Raw genomic sequence first — 17,947 nt, 5'->3', positions numbered from 1 at the left:
TTGGGTAAATTATGGATTTTTATTATGGTTAATCAAGTCAATTCAGGTAATCAACAACCAAGCGCTTTAGCTAATGCTAAACAACAAAAGGTTGATTTGCAAAGAGATAATGCAAATACACAAGCGGCTCAATCGGCTACGCCTAAAGCTGCTAGCGATTCTGTAAGCTTAACACCACAAGCACAGCAATTAAAAACACTGCAAGAAAAAGCACAGCAATCTTCTGGTTTTGACAGTAATAAAGTTGCTGAGCTAAAAAAAGCAATCACTGAAGGCAAGTACCAAATAGACAGTGAAAAGCTTGCCAAAAATTTAGCTGACTTCGAGTTTGATGTCTATGGCTGATCATAATAGCTTAATTATTGTTAAGCTAAACGAGCAAGATAAGTGTTTAGATTCTCTCGCTGTTTTATTAAACGACGAGCTAACAGCTATTGCCTCAAGAAGAGGTGAAGGTTTAAAAGAAATTACCCAACAAAAAATGACTTTTTTAACCAAATTAAATAGCCTAGACCAAGAGCTGAACAAGTTACTTGATAAGAATGACGAGCAGTCTGAAGAGCTTCCCGAGCTTATAGCCCAAGTTCGCAGTAAGTTAGAGAAATGCCAAAAACAAAACGAAGTAAACGCGCATGCAGCACATCAGGCGCAGCTTAGTGTAAAACAACTAAAAAACATTTTAATTGGTGCCCCATCGTCCACCACATATAATCAGTCTGGCGGTGAAGTTAACACCAACGGTCAGCTTGTCAGAAATTTAAAAGCATAAATTCAAAACGCTTCAGTCAAATTATATACTTTTTATAATATTTAAACCTGCTAGTTACCGGTATCTCAAACTTGAAAACCCAAAAATTGAGCCAAGCTGCGTCAACCTTTTTGACTGAGGTTTATTGTACTCATGTGGGAGTGTTTAGTTGGCGCATTGTAATATTTAAACTGCTGTATACTTAAAACTCTAACTTGCCTAAATACTAAACGTACAGCTGTAAAATTTATTGCGAACGTCAATTTATCAGTAATACGTTACTTTTTTTACTTCACGTGGTTTTATTTCGCCAATATATAAATCATGCACGCGCTTCATATTGAGTTCAAGCTCAGTGACGTATGTGTCGTCTACTGCATACGTTTTTATAATTTGTGCACCTTTAATAACGCCCTGCACTTTGCTTTCTAGATAATCATCCTTAGCGACGGCGTTTTCAACGCTCATACCCGCAGTTACCTTTTGCCCATATACTTGCTCTGTAAGCTCTCTGTATGCTTCAAGTTTAGAGGCTTTAATAGCCATAAGCTGCTTTTGTGAAGCGCTTGCCCCTTTTTGTAAACTAATAGGGGCATAACCTACCGCTTTTAATACCGGGTAATTATTAGGCTCAACATATTTGTACTCAACATGCTTATCAAACACGCTGCTGCACCCACTCAAGGTTAAACACCCAAGTGTAATAACTAATGAAATTGCTCGCATAACTTTGTGCCCTAGTAAATTAATTACGGTGGTATATGCATGTTTAATGCCATTTATAACGTTATTTTCATTGATTAATAACATTGGTACATTCCTTGCTGCCTCAAGATAAAGCTAACGTTTATTTGGAGCAAAAAGTATGAAATCGTTTTTATTAAAGGCATTTGCAGGATTAAGCGCAACTGCGTTATTTACGTTTTCGACTTTTTCAAATGCGCAGTGGTATGAATCTACAGGGCACGCACTTATTCAAAACGACGACATAAGCGCGGCCAAATCAGCAGCTATAAAAGATGCCATAACTCAAGCGTTGGTTTTTTCTGGGGCGCGTGTCAGCTCAGTACAAACCTTGGTAGACGGCGTATTAATGCAAGATCAGTTAAAAATTAGTAGCCACGGCGAAATTCAAAAAATTGAACTTGTAAGTGAAAATAAATACGACGATAAATTTGCCATTACCCTGCGTTTAGATATATTTGCGCAAACAGAGCAATGCCCGCAAAGCAGCTTTAACAAGTTTGTTGCCGTAACACAAAGTCAGCTAGCTCATCGAGAGCAAGCTAGAATGGGTCAAATATTTGACGTAAATAAAGCAATTAGCAAACGAATATTCACCACCTTACAAAAATCAAAAATGAGCGCCCTACCCGTTGCTTATTACAATATGCCTTTAAATGTAGATAATTACTTTTCGCAGCAGTACGACTACTCGAAAGTTCAGCTAGAAGAAATATCATCTCGCACCAACGCTCAGTACGTGTTACTAAGCCAAATTACAGACCTATCAACAAGCGATAAACTCAATAGCGATTATGCTTTTTGGCAAGACGATAGCTACCAACGCAACTACAAAATAGAGTTTAGCCTTTTTAATGGCACAACCTATGAGCAGCTTTGGAGCAATAGTTATCAGGGCCAAGGCACTTGGCCATTCGAAAAAACCGCCATCATTGATGTAAACAGTGATAGATTTTGGCAATCACCCTACGGTCAAAGTATACAAGATATAAATCAAACCCTAAGTTATGACTTACAAGCTGTATTAGCCTGCTTTCCAACGCAAGGTAAAATAATGCATATGGAAAACAGCAAAATAGTAATTAATTTAGGTAAAGCACATGGCTTAAAAAAGGGGCAAATGCTGAGTATTGCACACCATAACTACCTAACTGATGCAGCTGGTAATGTAATGCCTCACACCACTACAACACTTAACAAAATACGTGTAGAGCAGTTATATCAACAAACTGCGGTTGCAGTAAGCATTGACGACCAGCCCTTACCCGGCGTACAAATCAACGATGTAGTTGAAGTAATAAGCCAAGATCTTTAAAACGCTTTAGCAAGCTGTGTTTTTAAATTAGGGTGAGCCGACAACCACTCACCCAACTGCTCAACCCCTGCCAAATGCGGATAATGCTTTCTGCATGCAAACACGACATTACGCTGCTGATTGGGAAATATAGGCATATAATCAATACCCGTGCGCTGTGTGCAAGCTAACTTTGGCACAAAAGTAACGCCATCATCCATTGCCACCAGCGCAAGTAATGTTTCTAAACTATTGCCTTTATATTGATTAGACACATCAACACCTGCTGAAAAACAAAACTTTTGGGCTTGATCTTTAAAGCAATGGCCATCACTTAACATTAATAGGCTGCAACCCTGAAGATCGCTAAGCGCGACTTTTTTATGCTTAGCCAGCGCGTTATCTTTTGAAACAGCGACTAAAAAGTCTTCTTTATAAAGTGGAATAGTGTGGTAATGATTAAGCTCAGCTACATCGGCCAAAATTGCAAAATCAAGCTCACCATTGTTAAGCGCATCTAATATGGTGGCTGTTTGCATTTCAATAAATGCAAATTGGCTATCTACAAATGCTTCTTTCATTGAGGTTAACAAAGTTGGCAATAAATACGGCGCAATAGTTGGAATAATACCAATTGTTATCTTACCTTGTAATGGTTCATTAGAGGTAGAAGCCAGCTCTTTGAGTATTTGAGTTTGCTCTAAAATAACCTCTATTTGCGCTAATAAACGTACACCTTTAGCTGTTAGGGTTACTTGTTTGGTTGAGCGGTCAAATAAAGTAACACCTAATGTTTGTTCAAGTTTTTTAACCTGCCCACTCAGTGTAGGTTGGCTAACAAAGCACGCATCGGCTGCTTTACGAAAATGTTTATGTTGTGCTATGGCTTTAACGTATTCAAAGTCTTTTAAGTTCATGTTCAGCTCCACCCTGATAGCTTTTGACTATCAGTTTAATACAAACAAACGATTAGAACTATATTTAAATTTTCGCCATAATGGCTTTAACAAATCAAGAGGAACTAAACCATGTTAAAGAATATTGAAGGTCAAACAATCCCAAACGTTACATTTGCAACACGTCAAAACGACGAATGGAAATCGGTAACAACAGACGAGATTTTTAAAGGCAGAACCGTTGCTGTATTTTCACTACCGGGTGCATTCACCCCAACATGTTCATCTACTCACCTTCCTCGCTACAACGAGCTAGCTGGTGTGTTTAAGCAAAATGGCGTAGATGAAATTGTATGTTTGTCAGTTAACGATACATTTGTAATGAATGCATGGGCTGAACACCAAGAAGCGCAAAACATTACTTTACTACCAGACGGCAACGGCGAGTTTACAGACGGCATGGGCATGTTAGTAGACAAAAACGATTTAGGCTTTGGTAAGCGCAGCTGGAGATACTCTATGCTAGTAAAAGATGGCGTAATTGAAAAAATGTTCATCGAACCAGACCTACCAGGCGACCCGTTTGAAGTGTCTGATGCAGACACAATGCTTGATTACATCAACCCTAAACAAGCTAAACCTGAGCCAGTAAGCGTTTTCACTAAGCCCGGTTGTCCATTCTGTAAAAAAGCAAAAGAACTACTTACAGAAAAAGGCTTTGCCTATGAGGAAATTGTTATGGGTGCAGGTGCATCATTAACAAGCCTAAAAGCAATCTCTGGCCGCGACACCGTTCCACAAGTATTTATTGGTGGTAATCACATTGGTGGTTCAGACGACCTAGAAAAATACTTTGCCTAATAAGTAAATTTAAATGGGGGCCAAGTGCCCCTATTTATTAAAGGAAAATACAATGAAACAATTGCAAACCGACGTAGTAGTTATAGGCGCAGGTACAGCAGGCTTAAGTGCATACCGAAACGCTAAACAGTTTACCCCTAACGTACTTATGATCGAATCAGGTCCTTATGGTACAACCTGCGCACGCGTAGGGTGTATGCCAAGCAAATTATTAATAGCTGCTGCAGAAGCTGCGCACGCTATAGAAATGGCACCTGCATTTGGTGTGCATAGCTCAAAGCCGGTAATAGACGGCAAAGCAGTTATGGCACGCGTTAAAAGTGAACGCGATCGTTTTGCTGGTTTTGTAGTAGAAGCCGTTGATGAACTACCAGACGAAGACAAAATTAAAGGTTACGCTAAATTTTTAGATGCAAACCGCGTACAAATAGATGACCACACCATTATTACAGCCAAGCGGTTTGTCATTGCTACAGGCTCTCGCCCTTCTTACCCTGGCGTATTTAATAATTTTGGTGACAAATTAATCATTAACGACGACGTATTTGAGTGGGATGACTTACCAGAATCTGTTGCCGTATTTGGCCCGGGCGTAATTGGCCTTGAAATAGGTCAAGCACTTAGCCGTTTAGGTGTTAATGTAAAATTATTTGGTGTAGGTGGTGCAATTGGTCCACTCACCGACCCCGTAGTAAAAGACTATGCAAATACAGTTTTTGCAAAAGAGTTTTTTGTTGATACCGACTCAAACGTATCAGACATGATGCAAGTAGGCGACAAAGCGCAGCTTACTTACACCGACAAACAAGGTGAAAAACACACCGAACAGTTTGACTATGTACTAGCCGCAACAGGCCGAGTTCCTAATGTAGACAAGCTAGGCCTCGAAAACACAGGTATAGAACTTGACGAACGCGGCGTACCGCATGCCGATCCGCACACAATGCAATGTGGCGAATCAAACATATTTATAGCCGGCGATGCAAGCAACATGATCCCGCTACTTCATGAAGCGTCTGATCAGGGAACCATCGCAGGGCAAAATGCAGGGCGTTTCCCAGATGTACGCATTGGCCTACGCAGGGCCAAAATTGCCGCTGTATTCAGCGACCCACAAATTGCCATGGTAGGTGAAAGCTTTACCCAAATAACAGACCGTTTAGGCTCATGTGGCTGTTTTGAAGTGGGCGAAGTCAGCTTTGAAAACCAAGGCAGAAGCCGCGTAATGCTTAAAAATAAGGGCCATATGCGTGTATACGCAGAACAAGGCACCGGCTTATTTTTAGGCGCCGAATTTATTGGCCCACAAGCCGAGCACATAGCGCATCTGCTTGCATGGGCAGTACAAAATAAAATGACCGTACCACAAATGCTTAATATGCCGTATTACCACCCGGTTATTGAAGAAGGCTTACGCACCGCACTGCGCGACTTAAACGCCAAGCTTAAGTTTGGCCCAGATATCATTAACCACTGTATGGAATGTGGCCCAGGCGCATAACTTACAAAAAATAAACACTTGCTATCAAAAAGCCAAAACGTCTGTTTTGGCTTTTTTATTTATATAATTTTTAAGCACTGGTATCTCAAAAAATAGTTTAGCTGTTACACTTAATACGTAACTTAATTAAAAATATGGAATAGCTATGCCCAATAATAAATTTAGACTAGTCACTCGTAGCGATTTTGATGGCCTTGTATGTGCTGTACTACTAAAAGATTTAGATCTAATTGATGACATTTTGTTTGTACACCCAAAAGACATGCAAGATGGAAAAATAGACATCACCGCTAACGATATTACCACTAACCTTCCCTACGTAGCGGGTTGTCACATAGCATTTGACCACCACTTAAGTGAAACCGTTCGAAACGCAAGCGACATTAAAAATCACATAATTGACCCTAAAGCGCCTTCAGCTGCGCGAGTCGTTTACGACTACTACGGCGGCGCCGAAAAATTTCCTAATATTTCAGTAGATATGATGGACGCTGTAGATAAAGGCGACGCAGCTCAGTTTTCTAAAGATGAAATACTCAATCCAACCGACTGGGTGTTAATGAACTTTATAATGGATGCCCGCACAGGCCTAGGCCGCTTTCGCGAATTCAAAATATCAAACTACCAGTTAATGATGAAGCTCATTGATGCATGTAAAGATCAAAGCATCGACGACATTTTGCAAATGGAAGATGTCGCAGAGCGAGTTGCGCTTTATAATGAGCACAACGAAAAAGCAAAAGCACAAATAACACAGTGTGCAACAGTGCATAAAAACCTAGTGGTATTAGATCTAACTCAAGAAGAAACCATTTACGCCACCAACCGTTTTGTAATTTACGCCATGTACCCCGACTGCAATATTTCAATTCATAAAATGTGGGGGCTTAAAAAGCAAAACGTAGTGTATGCAATTGGTAAGTCAATTACTAACCGTAGCTCAAACACAAACGTAGGTGAGCTATGCCTAAAATACGGCGGCGGCGGCCATTTAAATGCAGGCACCTGCCAAGTAGAGACCAGCCAAGCTGACAGAGTACTCACTGAGCTGATCGATAAAATTACTAATGATGGTTAATTACTAACGATTAAATATCAAAATAAAAAAGCGAGTAAATTTTCATTTACTCGCTTTTTTATGTGTAGTTATAAATTTTTAGCTATAAAAAACTGTTTTGCTAACGCTTCAACTCAATAGTTATTAATATCTTAGGTTTTTAAGGGCAGGTTTGAGAGAAACTGTCAGTCAAAATTTATGATGTCTGAAGTCAAGATTTGACCCTCGGCTCTTCTTTAAATAAAATTGCAGTTAAATTCAACATTTCAAATAGCTAAAGCACTAAACTAAGCTTCAGCTCATATCAAATACTAAGACAAAGCCAAAAATCTCCTTTAGCTGACCACTTGCCAGAATGGCAAAAAGGGTCTTACTTGGAGTTCTGTAAATAACTGTACTAAGTAATTCTTTTAAACGAATAGCTGACTTTTGGTTTGAGTTATAGACTCTAGATACACATATAAGTAAAGTTGAGGACCATTAATTACATTGTTTTTTTTTTCTATCGAAGTACGATGTACCAGCATTTTAGATTTATGCATTAATTTACTTAGTATTCAAAAAATCAATAATGGTGAAAATTATACAATGACGGAAGAAAAACACACGATAGAGATACTCCACCCTACAATCGTAAAAGGAAAATCTATTATTGAGGTTAGGGTTTATGATGATGGGACAAATGGAGTATTCATAATTCCTCAAGGGTCGACTCCTGTTGATACTGGAGTGAGTATTGAAATCGAAAATAAAAAGTTGTCAATTAAGTGTCGTATACGTAAGAAGTTACTTAAATATACACCTGAAGAGGTAATTCGACAAAAAGTTTTAAATTGGCTCATTGATGAACTAAATTACCCTGAGGAACAAATAGGTGTAGAAGTAGGTATTATTATGGGCACCACGGTTCACTCTAAACCTGCTGATATTGTTGTCTTTAATGACGAGAGTAAAGAGCAACATTGGATTACTATTGAAGTAAAACAACCCTCTAGAAAAGATGGTCGGGAGCAATTGATTTCTTACATGAACCCTACTGCGGCAACCTTTGGATATTGGTCTGATGGTATAGATGAATTTTTTCTCTTGCGATCAGGAGCGAATGACTTCTCTAAACCAATTCTAAGAATCCCCAGAAAAGGTGAGACACTTACTGATATTGATGAACCTCTAACTAGGAAGAAGCTTATTCCAGTTAAAGACCTTCATGGTGTTTTTAAAGATATGGAACATGAGATTTTAGCCCACCAAAGTGTTGAGACTTTCAACGAAATTTTTAAGGTTGTTTTTGCTAAATTATTAGATGAAAGAGTTAATCTATATAATGACGATGCGGAAGCACAATTTAGATTAGGACTTACTGAAAACCCGGTTGACGCTATAAAATCAGTTAAAAAGTTATTTGAAGCGGCTAAGAAAAAATGGAAAGACGTTTATGATCCAAGTGAGAAAATACAGTTAAATGATGAAAACGTTGCTTACTGCATTAAAGCTTTACAAAAATATCACCTTATTCGCTCAGGAGATGTACTTGGGGTAGCCTTTGAGCTATTAGTCAATCAAGAAATGAAAGGAGAAATGGGCCAGTTTTTTACACCCCGTCAAGTAGTGCAAATGATGGTTAAGATGATGAATCCAAAAATCGATGAAAGTGTCTGTGATCCCGCTGTCGGTTCCGGAGGTTTTCTTATATATTCAATGAGGTCAGTTTTTGATTTTATTGATAACCGATGGTCTGACGCAGATGACAGAGCAGAACAAAGAAAGGATTATGCACAAGAGTTTCTTATTGGTATGGATAATGACCCTCGACTAGTTCGTGTTGCCAAAGCGTACATGATTATGGAAAATGATGGTCGCTCAGGTGTTTTTTGTGTTGACGGACTAGATTATAAAGCTTGGGATAAAAGACTAAAAGAAATGGTATTAGGGAGAGACTTAAAAAACTCTGAGATGGTGCCTAGTTCTCTGGTTAATGAGAGAGTTGATGATGATGGCGTAGATATTATTTTGAGTAATCCGCCTTTTGCTGGGGCAATAAAAACTCCAACGACCTTGAGTCAATATCAATTAAGTAAAGATCCTAACGGTAAAGCTAAAAAAGGGGTTGTAAGAGCCGTATTATTTTTAGAGAGATGCATTGATATGTTGAAACCTGGAGGACGGATGGGAATAGTTTTACCTCAAGGTTTATTTAACAACATTACAGATCAAAATATTAGAGATTTCGTTGATAAAAAAGCAAGAATTCTTGCTGTTGTAGGCCTACATCCATTTACTTTTAAGCCATTTACTCTTGCGAAAACTTCCGTTCTATTTATAGAAAAGTGGAAAAATGACAATTATTTAGATGATTATCCTATTTTTACTGCTGTATCAATGAAGCCTGGAAAAGATAACCTCGGCACTCCTATTTATTTAGATGACCAACAAACTGTTGATACTGATATGGATGAAATCGCTGAAGAATTTATTTTGTGGTCAAAAAATGAAAATTTAGGATTGCATTAATGATTACTCATATTGTTAACAAAGCTTTCTTTAAATCACCAACAGGAACTTCAAGGCTAGATGCTGAATATGCTGAACTCTCTTTATATAAAGTAGAGGCCTTGTTATTAACTAAAGGTAATGCAAAACCACTTATTAATTACTGTTCCTCGTATTCTGGACCTGCGATTAGTAAGGATTACTCAAAAGCAGAGTCTTTATTTCGATACATTCCGATTGATGCTGTAGATAATCAAGATGGTTTGATTTTTCCTGACGAGCTCATATTTTCTGAAAGGCCATCAAGAGCAAAGTACGAGGTCGCTGAGGGGGATATTATTGTCTCTAATGTGCGCCCAAACAGAAATACAGTGGCCTTAATAGGAGATAGGGAATCTAAGAGCATAGCTAGTTCAGGTTATACTCTTTTAAAGTTAAATAGAGCTGCCCCCTTTACTCCTGAATTTCTATTCGTATATTTAAAAACTAGTTATGCAATCAAGCAACTATTACGAAGAAACAGAGGCTCAATGTACCCAGCAGTAGTTGCAGAAGATATTTTTACTACTGTTATTCCTAGTTTCTCTAGCCAATTTGTCAGTAAAATAACAAAAAAAGTAAAGAAAGGCTTAATAGAAAAAGCTGACTTCTTTCAAAACTTGGATAAAGCGGAGCAAAAATTAAATAAGTTTTTGAAAACATATGGTGCACCTCCAAGTCCTTTAGAGTCAAATAAAACAGGTTTAGATTGCACTATCGTAACAAGAGACTCTTTTTATAAAACTGATGGAGCTATGAGATTTGATGCTGAGTTTTTCAGAAGCGAATACGTGGAGTTTAACTCTAGAGTTATAGAAAATGGATCGCACTTTTTATTGGGTGAATATTATGATTTATCTCCTGGAAGTGGCTTAGGAAAAGCTAAAGGAGAGGTTGTATTCTTTAAACAAGGTTGTTTATCAAATTATGGAATAAATTGGGCTTCTGTAGGCAAGGAGCCTGGCCAACTGTTAGAAAATGGCTCAGATGTACAAGAAGGAGATATTCTTTTAGCTTGTACTGCCCATGAAATATTTTATGTAGGCCGTAAAGTTGATTTGGTAAGAGGGCTACCCGACGAATTGAAAGATAATAAAGCTGTTTGTGATCTATTAGTTATCAGAGCAAAAGTAGATAAACCTGCCAGTTTACCAAATTCTTATGTAGCTTCGTTTCTTCGCTCTGATGCAGGGCGCCATCAAGTTCAACGATGTATTCGTGGATTAAGAGGTGGGCATGTTTATGCTAGAGATTTGGCAAGGTTTGTCCGTATTCCAATCCCAGATAAAAAATTATTAGTAGAATACGAGTCATTAATTTCGGTAGCTGAATTAAACAAAAACAAATACACTGCAACTATTAAAGGTTGTATTAAAGATATCGAGAAGCACTTAGATAGTCTATAGGGAAAGTGTTATTTTTTAAAAGCCAAACATTGCTTAACTAGGTGTTGAATTTAAATTAAAAAAGGTTCTTAAGCTAACATGTATGCGTTAGCTTTCCCCTTATTTCAGCTTTGCCTTAATTAATTTAAATACCAACCTAAATCATTGTTATTAAATGACAATATAGATATGACATAATAAGCTGTTAGTTTATATTTGAAATAGTTACAGGTTATTAGCTACATTTTTTAAATTTTAGTTTTTTGTGTTTAATGGTTTTTTTTAATGAACTTATTAAGGCGTTACCAATGTCAATGGTTGACACAAAGCAGCCTGAATGCAATTTGACAATTTCAATAAATGGACATCACTAAATTCTTTATATTTCAATTTAGAATGCTACATATGTGCTACACAGAAAGACAAAAAGAAAAAGCAAAAAACCTAACTAATTGATTTAATTGGTAGCCCCTGCAAGAATCGAACTTGCAACTGCCCCTTAGGAGGGGGCCGTTATATCCATTTAACTAAGAGGCCACAGCGATGTGCTAGAGCTAAATTATAACGGCATCTGATTTTTAATATCAAGTTTTAAATCAAGTGGAATTTGAGTTAATTACTTGATAAATATATATCTTCTTTGCTTAGTACGTATTGCGGTATAAACTCTCGGCTGCTGGCCACTATTTGCTTGGTGTTGACATTTATAATGCGTGTATTAATAACAATACCGTTTTGCCTGTAGATTAAAGTGCCCGCGAGTATATGACTTGCCATGTGATCTTCACTCAGCTTTTTGATATTTCGTGAAAACACAAAATCACCGCGTCTGTTTACGTCTATTGTGCTGGTGGTTTTAAAATCAACCACACTGTAACCAAACTTTTGTAATTGATGGATTAATGTTTCGGATATTTGGTTACCTAACTGGTTACTTTTATTGAGTGACGAGTCAAAGTTTACCAATGTACTAACAGCAATATTAACCTGTGTATCGGATTCTGTGTCGTACTCTAGCGTGTCAACTAAGTCTAAAGCCATTTGTTCTACGTAATTAACGAGGGTTTTATGATGCTTTACTGGCTTAAAGGGTTTTGACGCATCGTAATCATTGTTTGGTTGTACAGTTTGGTTGTGTGTTTGAGTATCGTAACTGCCATTTAGTACATAGCTGGTACTTGCTTGCGTTTTTGTGTGCGAATTTGAATCATGCTCATGGTGATGCGTTAGCGAGCAACCAGATAGAGCAACGACTAATCCAGCTAGTGATAATGTCCGTAAATTGGTGTTTAGTGTAAAGCGCATACTCACCTCACTCACTCGCTTGTTTTAGCATAATACCATCGGTACGGTAGTTACCATTTAACGCATCAATAACTGATTGCGGTAAAAACCCTTGCGCCGAACCAACAACCGCTTTACTTGTTAAGCCAACAATTCGTGCATTAACTAAAACTCCGCCTTGGTGACTTACTAGCGTGCCTGCCAGTACGTATTGAAAGTTTTGCTCTGGGTCTAATTCAAGATAGTCTCGGCTAAAAACAAAGTCGCCGGTTTGTGTTACACGCACATAATCGGTGGTTTTAAAATCAATGACCGGTACACCAAAATTGTGAAGCTCATGCATAAAGCTTTCAGCAATTTGATTTCCTAATAAGCTACCATTACTGTAATCGTCGTCTAAAAATACAAAACTTGATACCGCTAGTGGTGTTTTATCATTTACGTATTGTAAGTTTTCGACCATGTCTTGCATTATTCCGCGCACATAGTGGTTTATATTTTTATGCATTGGCGGCGTCGATTTTGTGTAGTTAGTTTGCTGAGCTAATCCCGACTGAAACATGTTATCGTGATTAACTGGAGCACTCACTTTGCGTTGGCTTGTTGCCAGTTGCGCTCCTTGGTTACTTTGCTCAACAGCTGGGTCGGCGCTAGGGGTGTTCATAATTTGTGAACAACCAAAACCTAGTGGCAAACATAGCGTGATTAATAAGTTTCTCATTGTGTACTCCTCGTTAATATTCACTGCGATAGAGTGAGCCATCGCGCTGCTGAATTTTTTCATTTCCCCACATTACATTGATTGGGATCTCGGTACTGCCAGCAGATAAAACTTGCTTATTGCTAATGTTTACCATGCGCGCATTTACAATGTATGCATGCTGTTGACGTGTCACGGTGCCGGTGATTATAAGGTCAATATTTTGGCGCTCTCGTAACTGTTCTAAATTACGGGTCAGCGCACTGTCGGCATTATGAGATAAGTGTAGGTTATTTGCTAAGCGATATTCGACCGTGTGATAACCCATTTGCGTCATTTTGGTTAATATACTTTCTTGTATTTGTTGGCTTAAGCCCGACGCTTGCTGCGTCATTAGCTTAGTGTCGAGCGCATCTGCAAAATAAAAGCTACTCACACCTATGCGAGTATTGTTGCTTAATGGACCTTTTAAATGACTTAATTGCACAGTTAAGTTGTGTACATAGTCACTTACTGTATAAGGTGCCATCGCTGCTTTTGGGGCATATGTGCTTATACTTGGCTCGGGTTCAGGAATTAAACTGCACGCGGCCAAGTTAATAAATAATAAGGGTAGTAAAAGGCGCATAGTTGCCATCCTCTTGTGATCATACAAGAGACTAAGCAATTATTATGCCTAGAGGGTTGGTTGTGGTTTTTCCTGCGTATAATAGGTGACAAAACAATTAATTTTTTGCTGTTTTAATGCTTCGCAAGCGGTTGTTGCTTGTTTATTTGTTCTGTATGCGCCTAACTTTAAACGATAAAACGTATTGGTTTTTATTACTTTAGTTTCAATATTAACAGCTATATTAGTATCAAAAAACGTCGGTATTTTACGTTTTAAATTAGCCAGTGCCTTGTTTAATTTAATTTTACTGTTAAATGCTGCTACTTGAATAGCGAAAAATGCTTGGTCGCTTTTTAAAATACTTTCTGTTGGAGTGGTTGTTTGAGCGTTGTTTGTTCCAGCCGTATTGGTTTCGTCAATGGCTTTTAAACGAGTAGTCAGCTTTGATAGCTGCCCTTCTAGCTCAAGCAGATCGTTAACTTTAGGCTCAACTGTTTTCCACTCATTTGCAGACTGTTTGAGCGCTTTTAAATCCTCGCTTGAAATAAGGACAGTGTTTGGTGTTGTTGAACTCGGTGGCGCTTTTTTATATGAAGTACACCCTGTTATAACGAGCAGAACCCCAATACAAAATAAAGTGTTTATAAATTCCTTTTTAATAACCATACTTTTTACCTACCACCCTTTTGATTATGGTCAGGTATTTTATGGATAAAAAAATTTTTAGCAAGTTTCTATTTTAACTACAGCTTTACAGGTTTATCTGTGTAGTTACTCACTATGCAGTCAAGCTTATACACTTTAAATACTTCGCAGTCTGCTTTGGCATTTTTTAGATTTTGGTACGAACCTAATTTAAGCCTGTAAAACGTTTTTTTGTTAATTTTTGCGGTTTCAACATTGGTCAGTATTTTTTTTCTGAATAAGGGGGCAGCTTTGGTGTTTAGCTCTTTCCACGCTTTTGCGATGTCTTTTTCTGAGTCAACCGATGCCACTTGCAGAGCAAAAATATGCCTAGGTGTATTAAGTTTAACTGTCTGCTTTTTATTTCTGTATTGATTAACACTTTGGCTACGCGAACGTGCAGCTTGCTGATTGTGAATTGTGCGCGTGCTGTACGAGCTATTTGTAGGCTTATTAGATTGGGCTATTGCCTTACTGTTAATAATATCTATATGATTAACAAGGTATGTTATTTCTTTTTCTAGCTTTAAAATACGCTCTATACCCGCCCTGGCTTGCTGCCATTGCAATGCTGCATCTTTTAACTGAGCCAGCTCTAATGCAGTAATAGGTACATACTCAGGCGAATTAGTTTGTGTTTCAGGTGCTTGCACTAATTTAGCTTCAGGCGTAATGGAGCATGCTGTACCAAATAGCAGTATCAGCAGGCTTAAAAGTAATCCTGTTATTTTTTTGTTATTTATTAACATTTATTCGTTGTCCTGAAAGCAGTGCTATCACACTTACATTTCAATTAAACATTCTCTTTAGAAAGCGTTTAACCTTACTTTAAATTTTCGAGCCACACCCTAGCCCTTTGTAAAAATAAGCGTATTTAATTCAATAAGCTTATGTTTTTTTGACTCCTCCATGAGAGCACATTTCAATACAATTTTAATGCCACTTAAAACAAACATTACAACATAAATTACATTATGTCTGTAAAGTAATCAAAACTATTCTAATTTTTACATTAAAAAAACAAGTTATGCAAAAAACAATAAAAAAAGCGCCTAATTAGGCGCTTTTTGCTGATTAAATGTAAACGGTTATACAAGTGTTTTAATAAACGTTTTTAACTCATCGGCAAATTCGTCACGACGAAGTGCAAACTCAATGGTTGCTTTTAAATAACCAATTTTACTACCACAATCGTGGCTTCGGCCTTTCATTGCGTAAGCATCTACTTTTTCGCTTTGCATCAACATAGCGATGGCATCGGTCAGCTGAATTTCATCGCCAGCACCTTGCGGCGTTTTTGCAAGTAGTGGCCAAATATTTTCACTTAACACGTAGCGCCCAACTACGGCTAGGTTTGAAGGTGCCTCGTCAACCGGTGGTTTTTCTACCATGCTAACAATTGGTGAGCTTTCACCCTGTGCTATTTCGGTGCCACCTAAGTCCACCACACCAAACTTATCTACTTCCTGCATTGGTACAGGCTCTACCATAATTTGGCTGTGTTTAGTTTGTTCAAAGTGAGCGATCATCTCCGCAAGGTTGTCTTTTTTAAGATCGCTCTCAACGTCATCTATAATCACATCGGGTAAAATAACGACAAACGGTTCGTTACCAATAATTGGCGCGGCGCAATTAATAGCGTGGCCTAGCCCTTTTGCTTCGCCTTGGCGCACATGAATTATTGTTACGTCTTTAGGGCATATAGCTTGCACTTCGGCAAGCAATTGCCGCTTAACACGCTTTTCAAGCGTTGCTTCTAACTCAAAGCTGGTATCAAAGTGGTTTTCGATAGAATTTTTACTTGAGTGCGTGACAAGTACTATTTCTTTTATACCTGCAGCAACCGCTTCGTTTACTACGTATTGTATTAAAGGTCGGTCTACGACAGGAAGCATTTCTTTAGGGATTGCTTTTGTGGCTGGTAGCATGCGCGTACCAAGTCCCGCTACTGGGATCACTGCTTTCATGTTGTTTTCCTTAATCGGTTATTATACTGAAAATGGATATTGAATTGCGTCATGGCATTGATAGCCAGTTACTTCAAAATCGTCTCGGGTAACCCACGTTTCTATGTCTTCAAGTGACTTTATATTTGGATTAATTGTAAGTGTAGGCGATTCAAATGGTTCGCGCTTGAGCTGGACGTCGCGCATTAATTCGAGCTGATTTTCGTAAATATGAGCGTTAGCTATTTTATGATACGCCTTACCCGGTTTGTGGCCGGTAATCTGAGCGACCAATGCAAGCAATACAAAACATTGAATTTGATTAAAATTTAGCCCCAACGGCACATCGCAGCTGCGCTGATAAGATGTTAAGTAAAGCGTGTCACCTAATAGTGAAAACGTATGCGTGTGCATGCAAGGTCTTAAACAACCTAGTTCAAATTCACCTGGGTTATAAAACGTGATTATTTCACCACGATCATCAATGCCATTTTTTAAATTGTTAATTACTTTAGCTAACTGATCGAGTGTTGAGCCATCAGGGCGTTGCCAGCCGCGCCCTTGGACGCCGTAAACGCGGCCCATATCGTCTTCACCTTTACGATTTGGGTTATTAAGCCAAGCTTGGTTATCGTTGGCATTAGCATCCCATGTTTTACAGCCAATTTCACGAAATTGCGCTGCGCTATCGTAGCCTCGTAAATAGCCAAGTAACTCTGCAATGGCGGCTTTATAGTAACTTTTACGCGTTGTGATCATCGGGAACTGATTGTTTGCTACATCATATTCTAAATCGGCGTTTATAACGGTTAAGCAACGTGTGCCTGTGCGTTTGTTTTCTACCCATTGACCTTCGTCAACGATACGCTGACATAATTTTAAATATTGTTTCATGCTTTTATTATGCCTTTGCTGCTGTTACTTGCTGCGGGTTTTTATAAGCCCAAATTAATAAACCTAAACCACCTATAATCATAGGCAGTGACAGTATTTGTCCCATAGAAATAAAGTCGGCAAATAAGCCTAGTTGTGCGTCTGGTTGGCGGAAGTATTCAATACCAAACCTAAACACACCGTAACCTAATAAAAATACACCGCCAACACTGCCCGCAGGGCGTGGTTTTTTAATAAACCATAGCATAATTAAAAATAAAACGAGCCCTTCAAAAAAGGCTTCGTATAACTGCGAAGGGTGGCGAGCAAGCGGCCCGCCGGTTGGAAATACCATAGCCCAAGGTACGTCTGATACACGCCCCCATAACTCACCATTTATAAAGTTACCTATACGCCCTGCTAATAACCCCACTGGCACCAGTGGCGCTACAAAATCGCCAACTTGTAGGAGTGATTTTTTGCGTGTCCACGAAAAAATAGCAACGGCTGTAATTACGCCCAGCGTACCACCATGAAACGACATACCGCCCTGATCGATGCGGAATAAGTAAAGTGGGTTTTCTAAAAAATAACTAAATTGGTAAAACAATACATAGCCAATACGACCACCAAGTATGACCCCTAACATGCCATAAAATAATAGATCACTTACCTGCTCTTTGGTCCAGCCAGAATTAGGCTTTGCCGCTTGACGATTTGCAAACCACATCGCAAATGCAAAACCAATTAAATACATCAATCCGTACCAACGTACGCTCAGTGGTCCAATCGAAAAAATAATTGGATCGATTTGAGGAAACTCAAGTGCCATAAA

At 38.5% G+C, this 17,947-nt stretch carries 18 protein-coding genes and 1 tRNA gene; 8 read left to right on the top strand and 11 right to left on the bottom strand.

Annotated features, from left to right (window positions below; translation table 11 throughout):
- Window positions 1–24: 24 nt before the first annotated feature.
- Both flgM and flgN read left to right on the top strand, forming a co-directional pair.
- On the top strand, window positions 25–345 hold the full coding sequence (gene flgM, locus RF53_RS02740; RefSeq protein WP_006792694.1) for a flagellar biosynthesis anti-sigma factor FlgM: 321 nt from the start codon (window positions 25–27) through the stop codon (window positions 343–345).
- On the top strand, window positions 338–769 hold the full coding sequence (flgN, locus tag RF53_RS02735) for a flagellar protein FlgN (RefSeq protein ID WP_039036799.1): 432 nt from the start codon (window positions 338–340) through the stop codon (window positions 767–769). Before flgM ends, flgN begins: the two co-directional genes overlap by 8 nt.
- 246 nt (window positions 770–1,015) lie before the next feature.
- Here the strand turns inward: flgN and RF53_RS02730 are convergent, their stop codons facing one another.
- Window positions 1,016–1,474, bottom strand: coding sequence for an LPP20 family lipoprotein (locus RF53_RS02730; RefSeq protein ID WP_033019180.1), 459 nt, complete (start codon window positions 1,472–1,474; stop codon window positions 1,016–1,018).
- Between the two features lie 139 nt (window positions 1,475–1,613).
- On the opposite strand from RF53_RS02730, the gene RF53_RS02725 reads away from it, so the two are divergent.
- Window positions 1,614–2,807 carry a flagellar assembly protein FlgT gene (locus RF53_RS02725; protein WP_039036559.1) on the top strand — a complete coding sequence of 398 codons (1,194 nt, stop codon included), beginning with the start codon at window positions 1,614–1,616 and terminating at the stop codon, window positions 2,805–2,807.
- Here RF53_RS02725 and RF53_RS02720 read toward each other — a convergent pair.
- The gene (locus RF53_RS02720; protein ID WP_039036558.1) at window positions 2,804–3,703 is read right to left on the bottom strand and encodes a LysR substrate-binding domain-containing protein; all 900 of its coding nucleotides are present in this window, start codon (window positions 3,701–3,703) and stop codon (window positions 2,804–2,806) included. The genes RF53_RS02725 and RF53_RS02720 overlap by 4 nt on opposite strands.
- A gap of 111 nt (window positions 3,704–3,814) precedes the next feature.
- Here RF53_RS02720 and RF53_RS02715 point away from each other — a divergent pair, with 111 nt between their 5' ends.
- The 5 genes from RF53_RS02715 (at window position 3,815) to RF53_RS02695 (ending at window position 11,036) form a co-directional block, all read left to right on the top strand.
- A complete protein-coding gene (locus RF53_RS02715; RefSeq protein WP_006792689.1) occupies window positions 3,815–4,543 on the top strand; it encodes a glutathione peroxidase in 729 nt (242 codons plus the stop codon).
- 52 nt (window positions 4,544–4,595) lie between these two features.
- Window positions 4,596–6,044, top strand: a complete 1,449-nt coding sequence (locus tag RF53_RS02710; protein ID WP_039036557.1) for a dihydrolipoyl dehydrogenase — start codon at window positions 4,596–4,598, stop codon at window positions 6,042–6,044.
- A 145-nt stretch (window positions 6,045–6,189) separates the two neighbouring features.
- Entirely contained in the window at window positions 6,190–7,122 is a 933-nt protein-coding gene (locus RF53_RS02705; protein WP_039036556.1) for an exopolyphosphatase, read from the top strand.
- A 567-nt stretch (window positions 7,123–7,689) separates the two neighbouring features.
- Window positions 7,690–9,612 carry a restriction endonuclease subunit M gene (locus RF53_RS02700; protein ID WP_052242855.1) on the top strand — a complete coding sequence of 641 codons (1,923 nt, stop codon included), beginning with the start codon at window positions 7,690–7,692 and terminating at the stop codon, window positions 9,610–9,612.
- A complete protein-coding gene (locus tag RF53_RS02695; protein WP_039036555.1) occupies window positions 9,612–11,036 on the top strand; it encodes a hypothetical protein in 1,425 nt (474 codons plus the stop codon). The genes RF53_RS02700 and RF53_RS02695 overlap by 1 nt, the downstream gene beginning before the upstream one ends.
- A 441-nt stretch (window positions 11,037–11,477) precedes the next feature.
- Here the strand turns inward: RF53_RS02695 and RF53_RS02690 are convergent.
- From RF53_RS02690 to lgt, 9 genes are all read right to left on the bottom strand, one after another.
- Window positions 11,478–11,552: transfer RNA gene (locus tag RF53_RS02690), tRNA-Arg, on the bottom strand.
- A 75-nt stretch (window positions 11,553–11,627) separates the two neighbouring features.
- Entirely contained in the window at window positions 11,628–12,320 is a 693-nt protein-coding gene (locus RF53_RS02685) for a FlgO family outer membrane protein (RefSeq protein ID WP_039036554.1), read from the bottom strand.
- A gap of 7 nt (window positions 12,321–12,327) precedes the next feature.
- Window positions 12,328–13,020, bottom strand: coding sequence for a FlgO family outer membrane protein (locus tag RF53_RS02680; protein WP_006792683.1), 693 nt, complete (start codon window positions 13,018–13,020; stop codon window positions 12,328–12,330).
- 13 nt (window positions 13,021–13,033) lie between these two features.
- Window positions 13,034–13,627 carry a FlgO family outer membrane protein gene (locus RF53_RS02675; protein ID WP_039036553.1) on the bottom strand — a complete coding sequence of 198 codons (594 nt, stop codon included), beginning with the start codon at window positions 13,625–13,627 and terminating at the stop codon, window positions 13,034–13,036.
- A gap of 48 nt (window positions 13,628–13,675) precedes the next feature.
- Complete coding sequence (locus RF53_RS02670) at window positions 13,676–14,275, bottom strand: SPOR domain-containing protein (RefSeq protein WP_039036552.1); 600 nt, start codon at window positions 14,273–14,275, stop codon at window positions 13,676–13,678.
- Window positions 14,276–14,352: 77 nt separating this feature from the next.
- Entirely contained in the window at window positions 14,353–15,042 is a 690-nt protein-coding gene (locus RF53_RS02665) for an SPOR domain-containing protein (protein WP_039036551.1), read from the bottom strand.
- 339 nt (window positions 15,043–15,381) lie between these two features.
- Window positions 15,382–16,260: a UTP--glucose-1-phosphate uridylyltransferase GalU gene (gene galU, locus RF53_RS02660; RefSeq protein WP_006792679.1), complete on the bottom strand. Its 879-nt coding sequence runs from the start codon at window positions 16,258–16,260 to the stop codon at window positions 15,382–15,384.
- A 21-nt stretch (window positions 16,261–16,281) separates the two neighbouring features.
- Window positions 16,282–17,133: a thymidylate synthase gene (locus RF53_RS02655; protein ID WP_039036550.1), complete on the bottom strand. Its 852-nt coding sequence runs from the start codon at window positions 17,131–17,133 to the stop codon at window positions 16,282–16,284.
- A gap of 7 nt (window positions 17,134–17,140) precedes the next feature.
- Window positions 17,141–17,944, bottom strand: a complete 804-nt coding sequence (lgt, locus tag RF53_RS02650) for a prolipoprotein diacylglyceryl transferase (RefSeq protein ID WP_008132732.1) — start codon at window positions 17,942–17,944, stop codon at window positions 17,141–17,143.
- Window positions 17,945–17,947: the final 3 nt, after the last annotated feature.

This window comes from Pseudoalteromonas sp. ECSMB14103, from assembly GCF_000813065.1.
Classification (GTDB): Bacteria; Pseudomonadota; Gammaproteobacteria; order Enterobacterales; family Alteromonadaceae; genus Pseudoalteromonas; species Pseudoalteromonas marina.
Note: the sequence above shows the minus strand (reverse complement) of the source record. Positions and strands in the feature narration are given on the sequence as shown.

Coding starts and splice junctions, on each gene's coding strand:
- RF53_RS02715 (WP_006792689.1), top strand. CDS start 3,815: ATGTTAAAGAATATTGAAGGTCAAACAATCCCAAACGTTACATTTGCA.
- RF53_RS02680 (WP_006792683.1), bottom strand. CDS start 13,020: ATGAGAAACTTATTAATCACGCTATGTTTGCCACTAGGTTTTGGTTGT.
- RF53_RS02710 (WP_039036557.1), top strand. CDS start 4,596: ATGAAACAATTGCAAACCGACGTAGTAGTTATAGGCGCAGGTACAGCA.
- galU (WP_006792679.1), bottom strand. CDS start 16,260: ATGAAAGCAGTGATCCCAGTAGCGGGACTTGGTACGCGCATGCTACCA.
- flgN (WP_039036799.1), top strand. CDS start 338: ATGGCTGATCATAATAGCTTAATTATTGTTAAGCTAAACGAGCAAGAT.
- RF53_RS02700 (WP_052242855.1), top strand. CDS start 7,690: ATGACGGAAGAAAAACACACGATAGAGATACTCCACCCTACAATCGTA.
- flgM (WP_006792694.1), top strand. CDS start 25: ATGGTTAATCAAGTCAATTCAGGTAATCAACAACCAAGCGCTTTAGCT.
- RF53_RS02655 (WP_039036550.1), bottom strand. CDS start 17,133: ATGAAACAATATTTAAAATTATGTCAGCGTATCGTTGACGAAGGTCAA.
- RF53_RS02705 (WP_039036556.1), top strand. CDS start 6,190: ATGCCCAATAATAAATTTAGACTAGTCACTCGTAGCGATTTTGATGGC.
- RF53_RS02670 (WP_039036552.1), bottom strand. CDS start 14,275: ATGGTTATTAAAAAGGAATTTATAAACACTTTATTTTGTATTGGGGTT.
- RF53_RS02685 (WP_039036554.1), bottom strand. CDS start 12,320: ATGCGCTTTACACTAAACACCAATTTACGGACATTATCACTAGCTGGA.
- RF53_RS02695 (WP_039036555.1), top strand. CDS start 9,612: ATGATTACTCATATTGTTAACAAAGCTTTCTTTAAATCACCAACAGGA.
- RF53_RS02730 (WP_033019180.1), bottom strand. CDS start 1,474: ATGCGAGCAATTTCATTAGTTATTACACTTGGGTGTTTAACCTTGAGT.
- RF53_RS02675 (WP_039036553.1), bottom strand. CDS start 13,627: ATGCGCCTTTTACTACCCTTATTATTTATTAACTTGGCCGCGTGCAGT.
- RF53_RS02725 (WP_039036559.1), top strand. CDS start 1,614: ATGAAATCGTTTTTATTAAAGGCATTTGCAGGATTAAGCGCAACTGCG.
- lgt (WP_008132732.1), bottom strand. CDS start 17,944: ATGGCACTTGAGTTTCCTCAAATCGATCCAATTATTTTTTCGATTGGA.
- RF53_RS02665 (WP_039036551.1), bottom strand. CDS start 15,042: ATGTTAATAAATAACAAAAAAATAACAGGATTACTTTTAAGCCTGCTG.
- RF53_RS02720 (WP_039036558.1), bottom strand. CDS start 3,703: ATGAACTTAAAAGACTTTGAATACGTTAAAGCCATAGCACAACATAAA.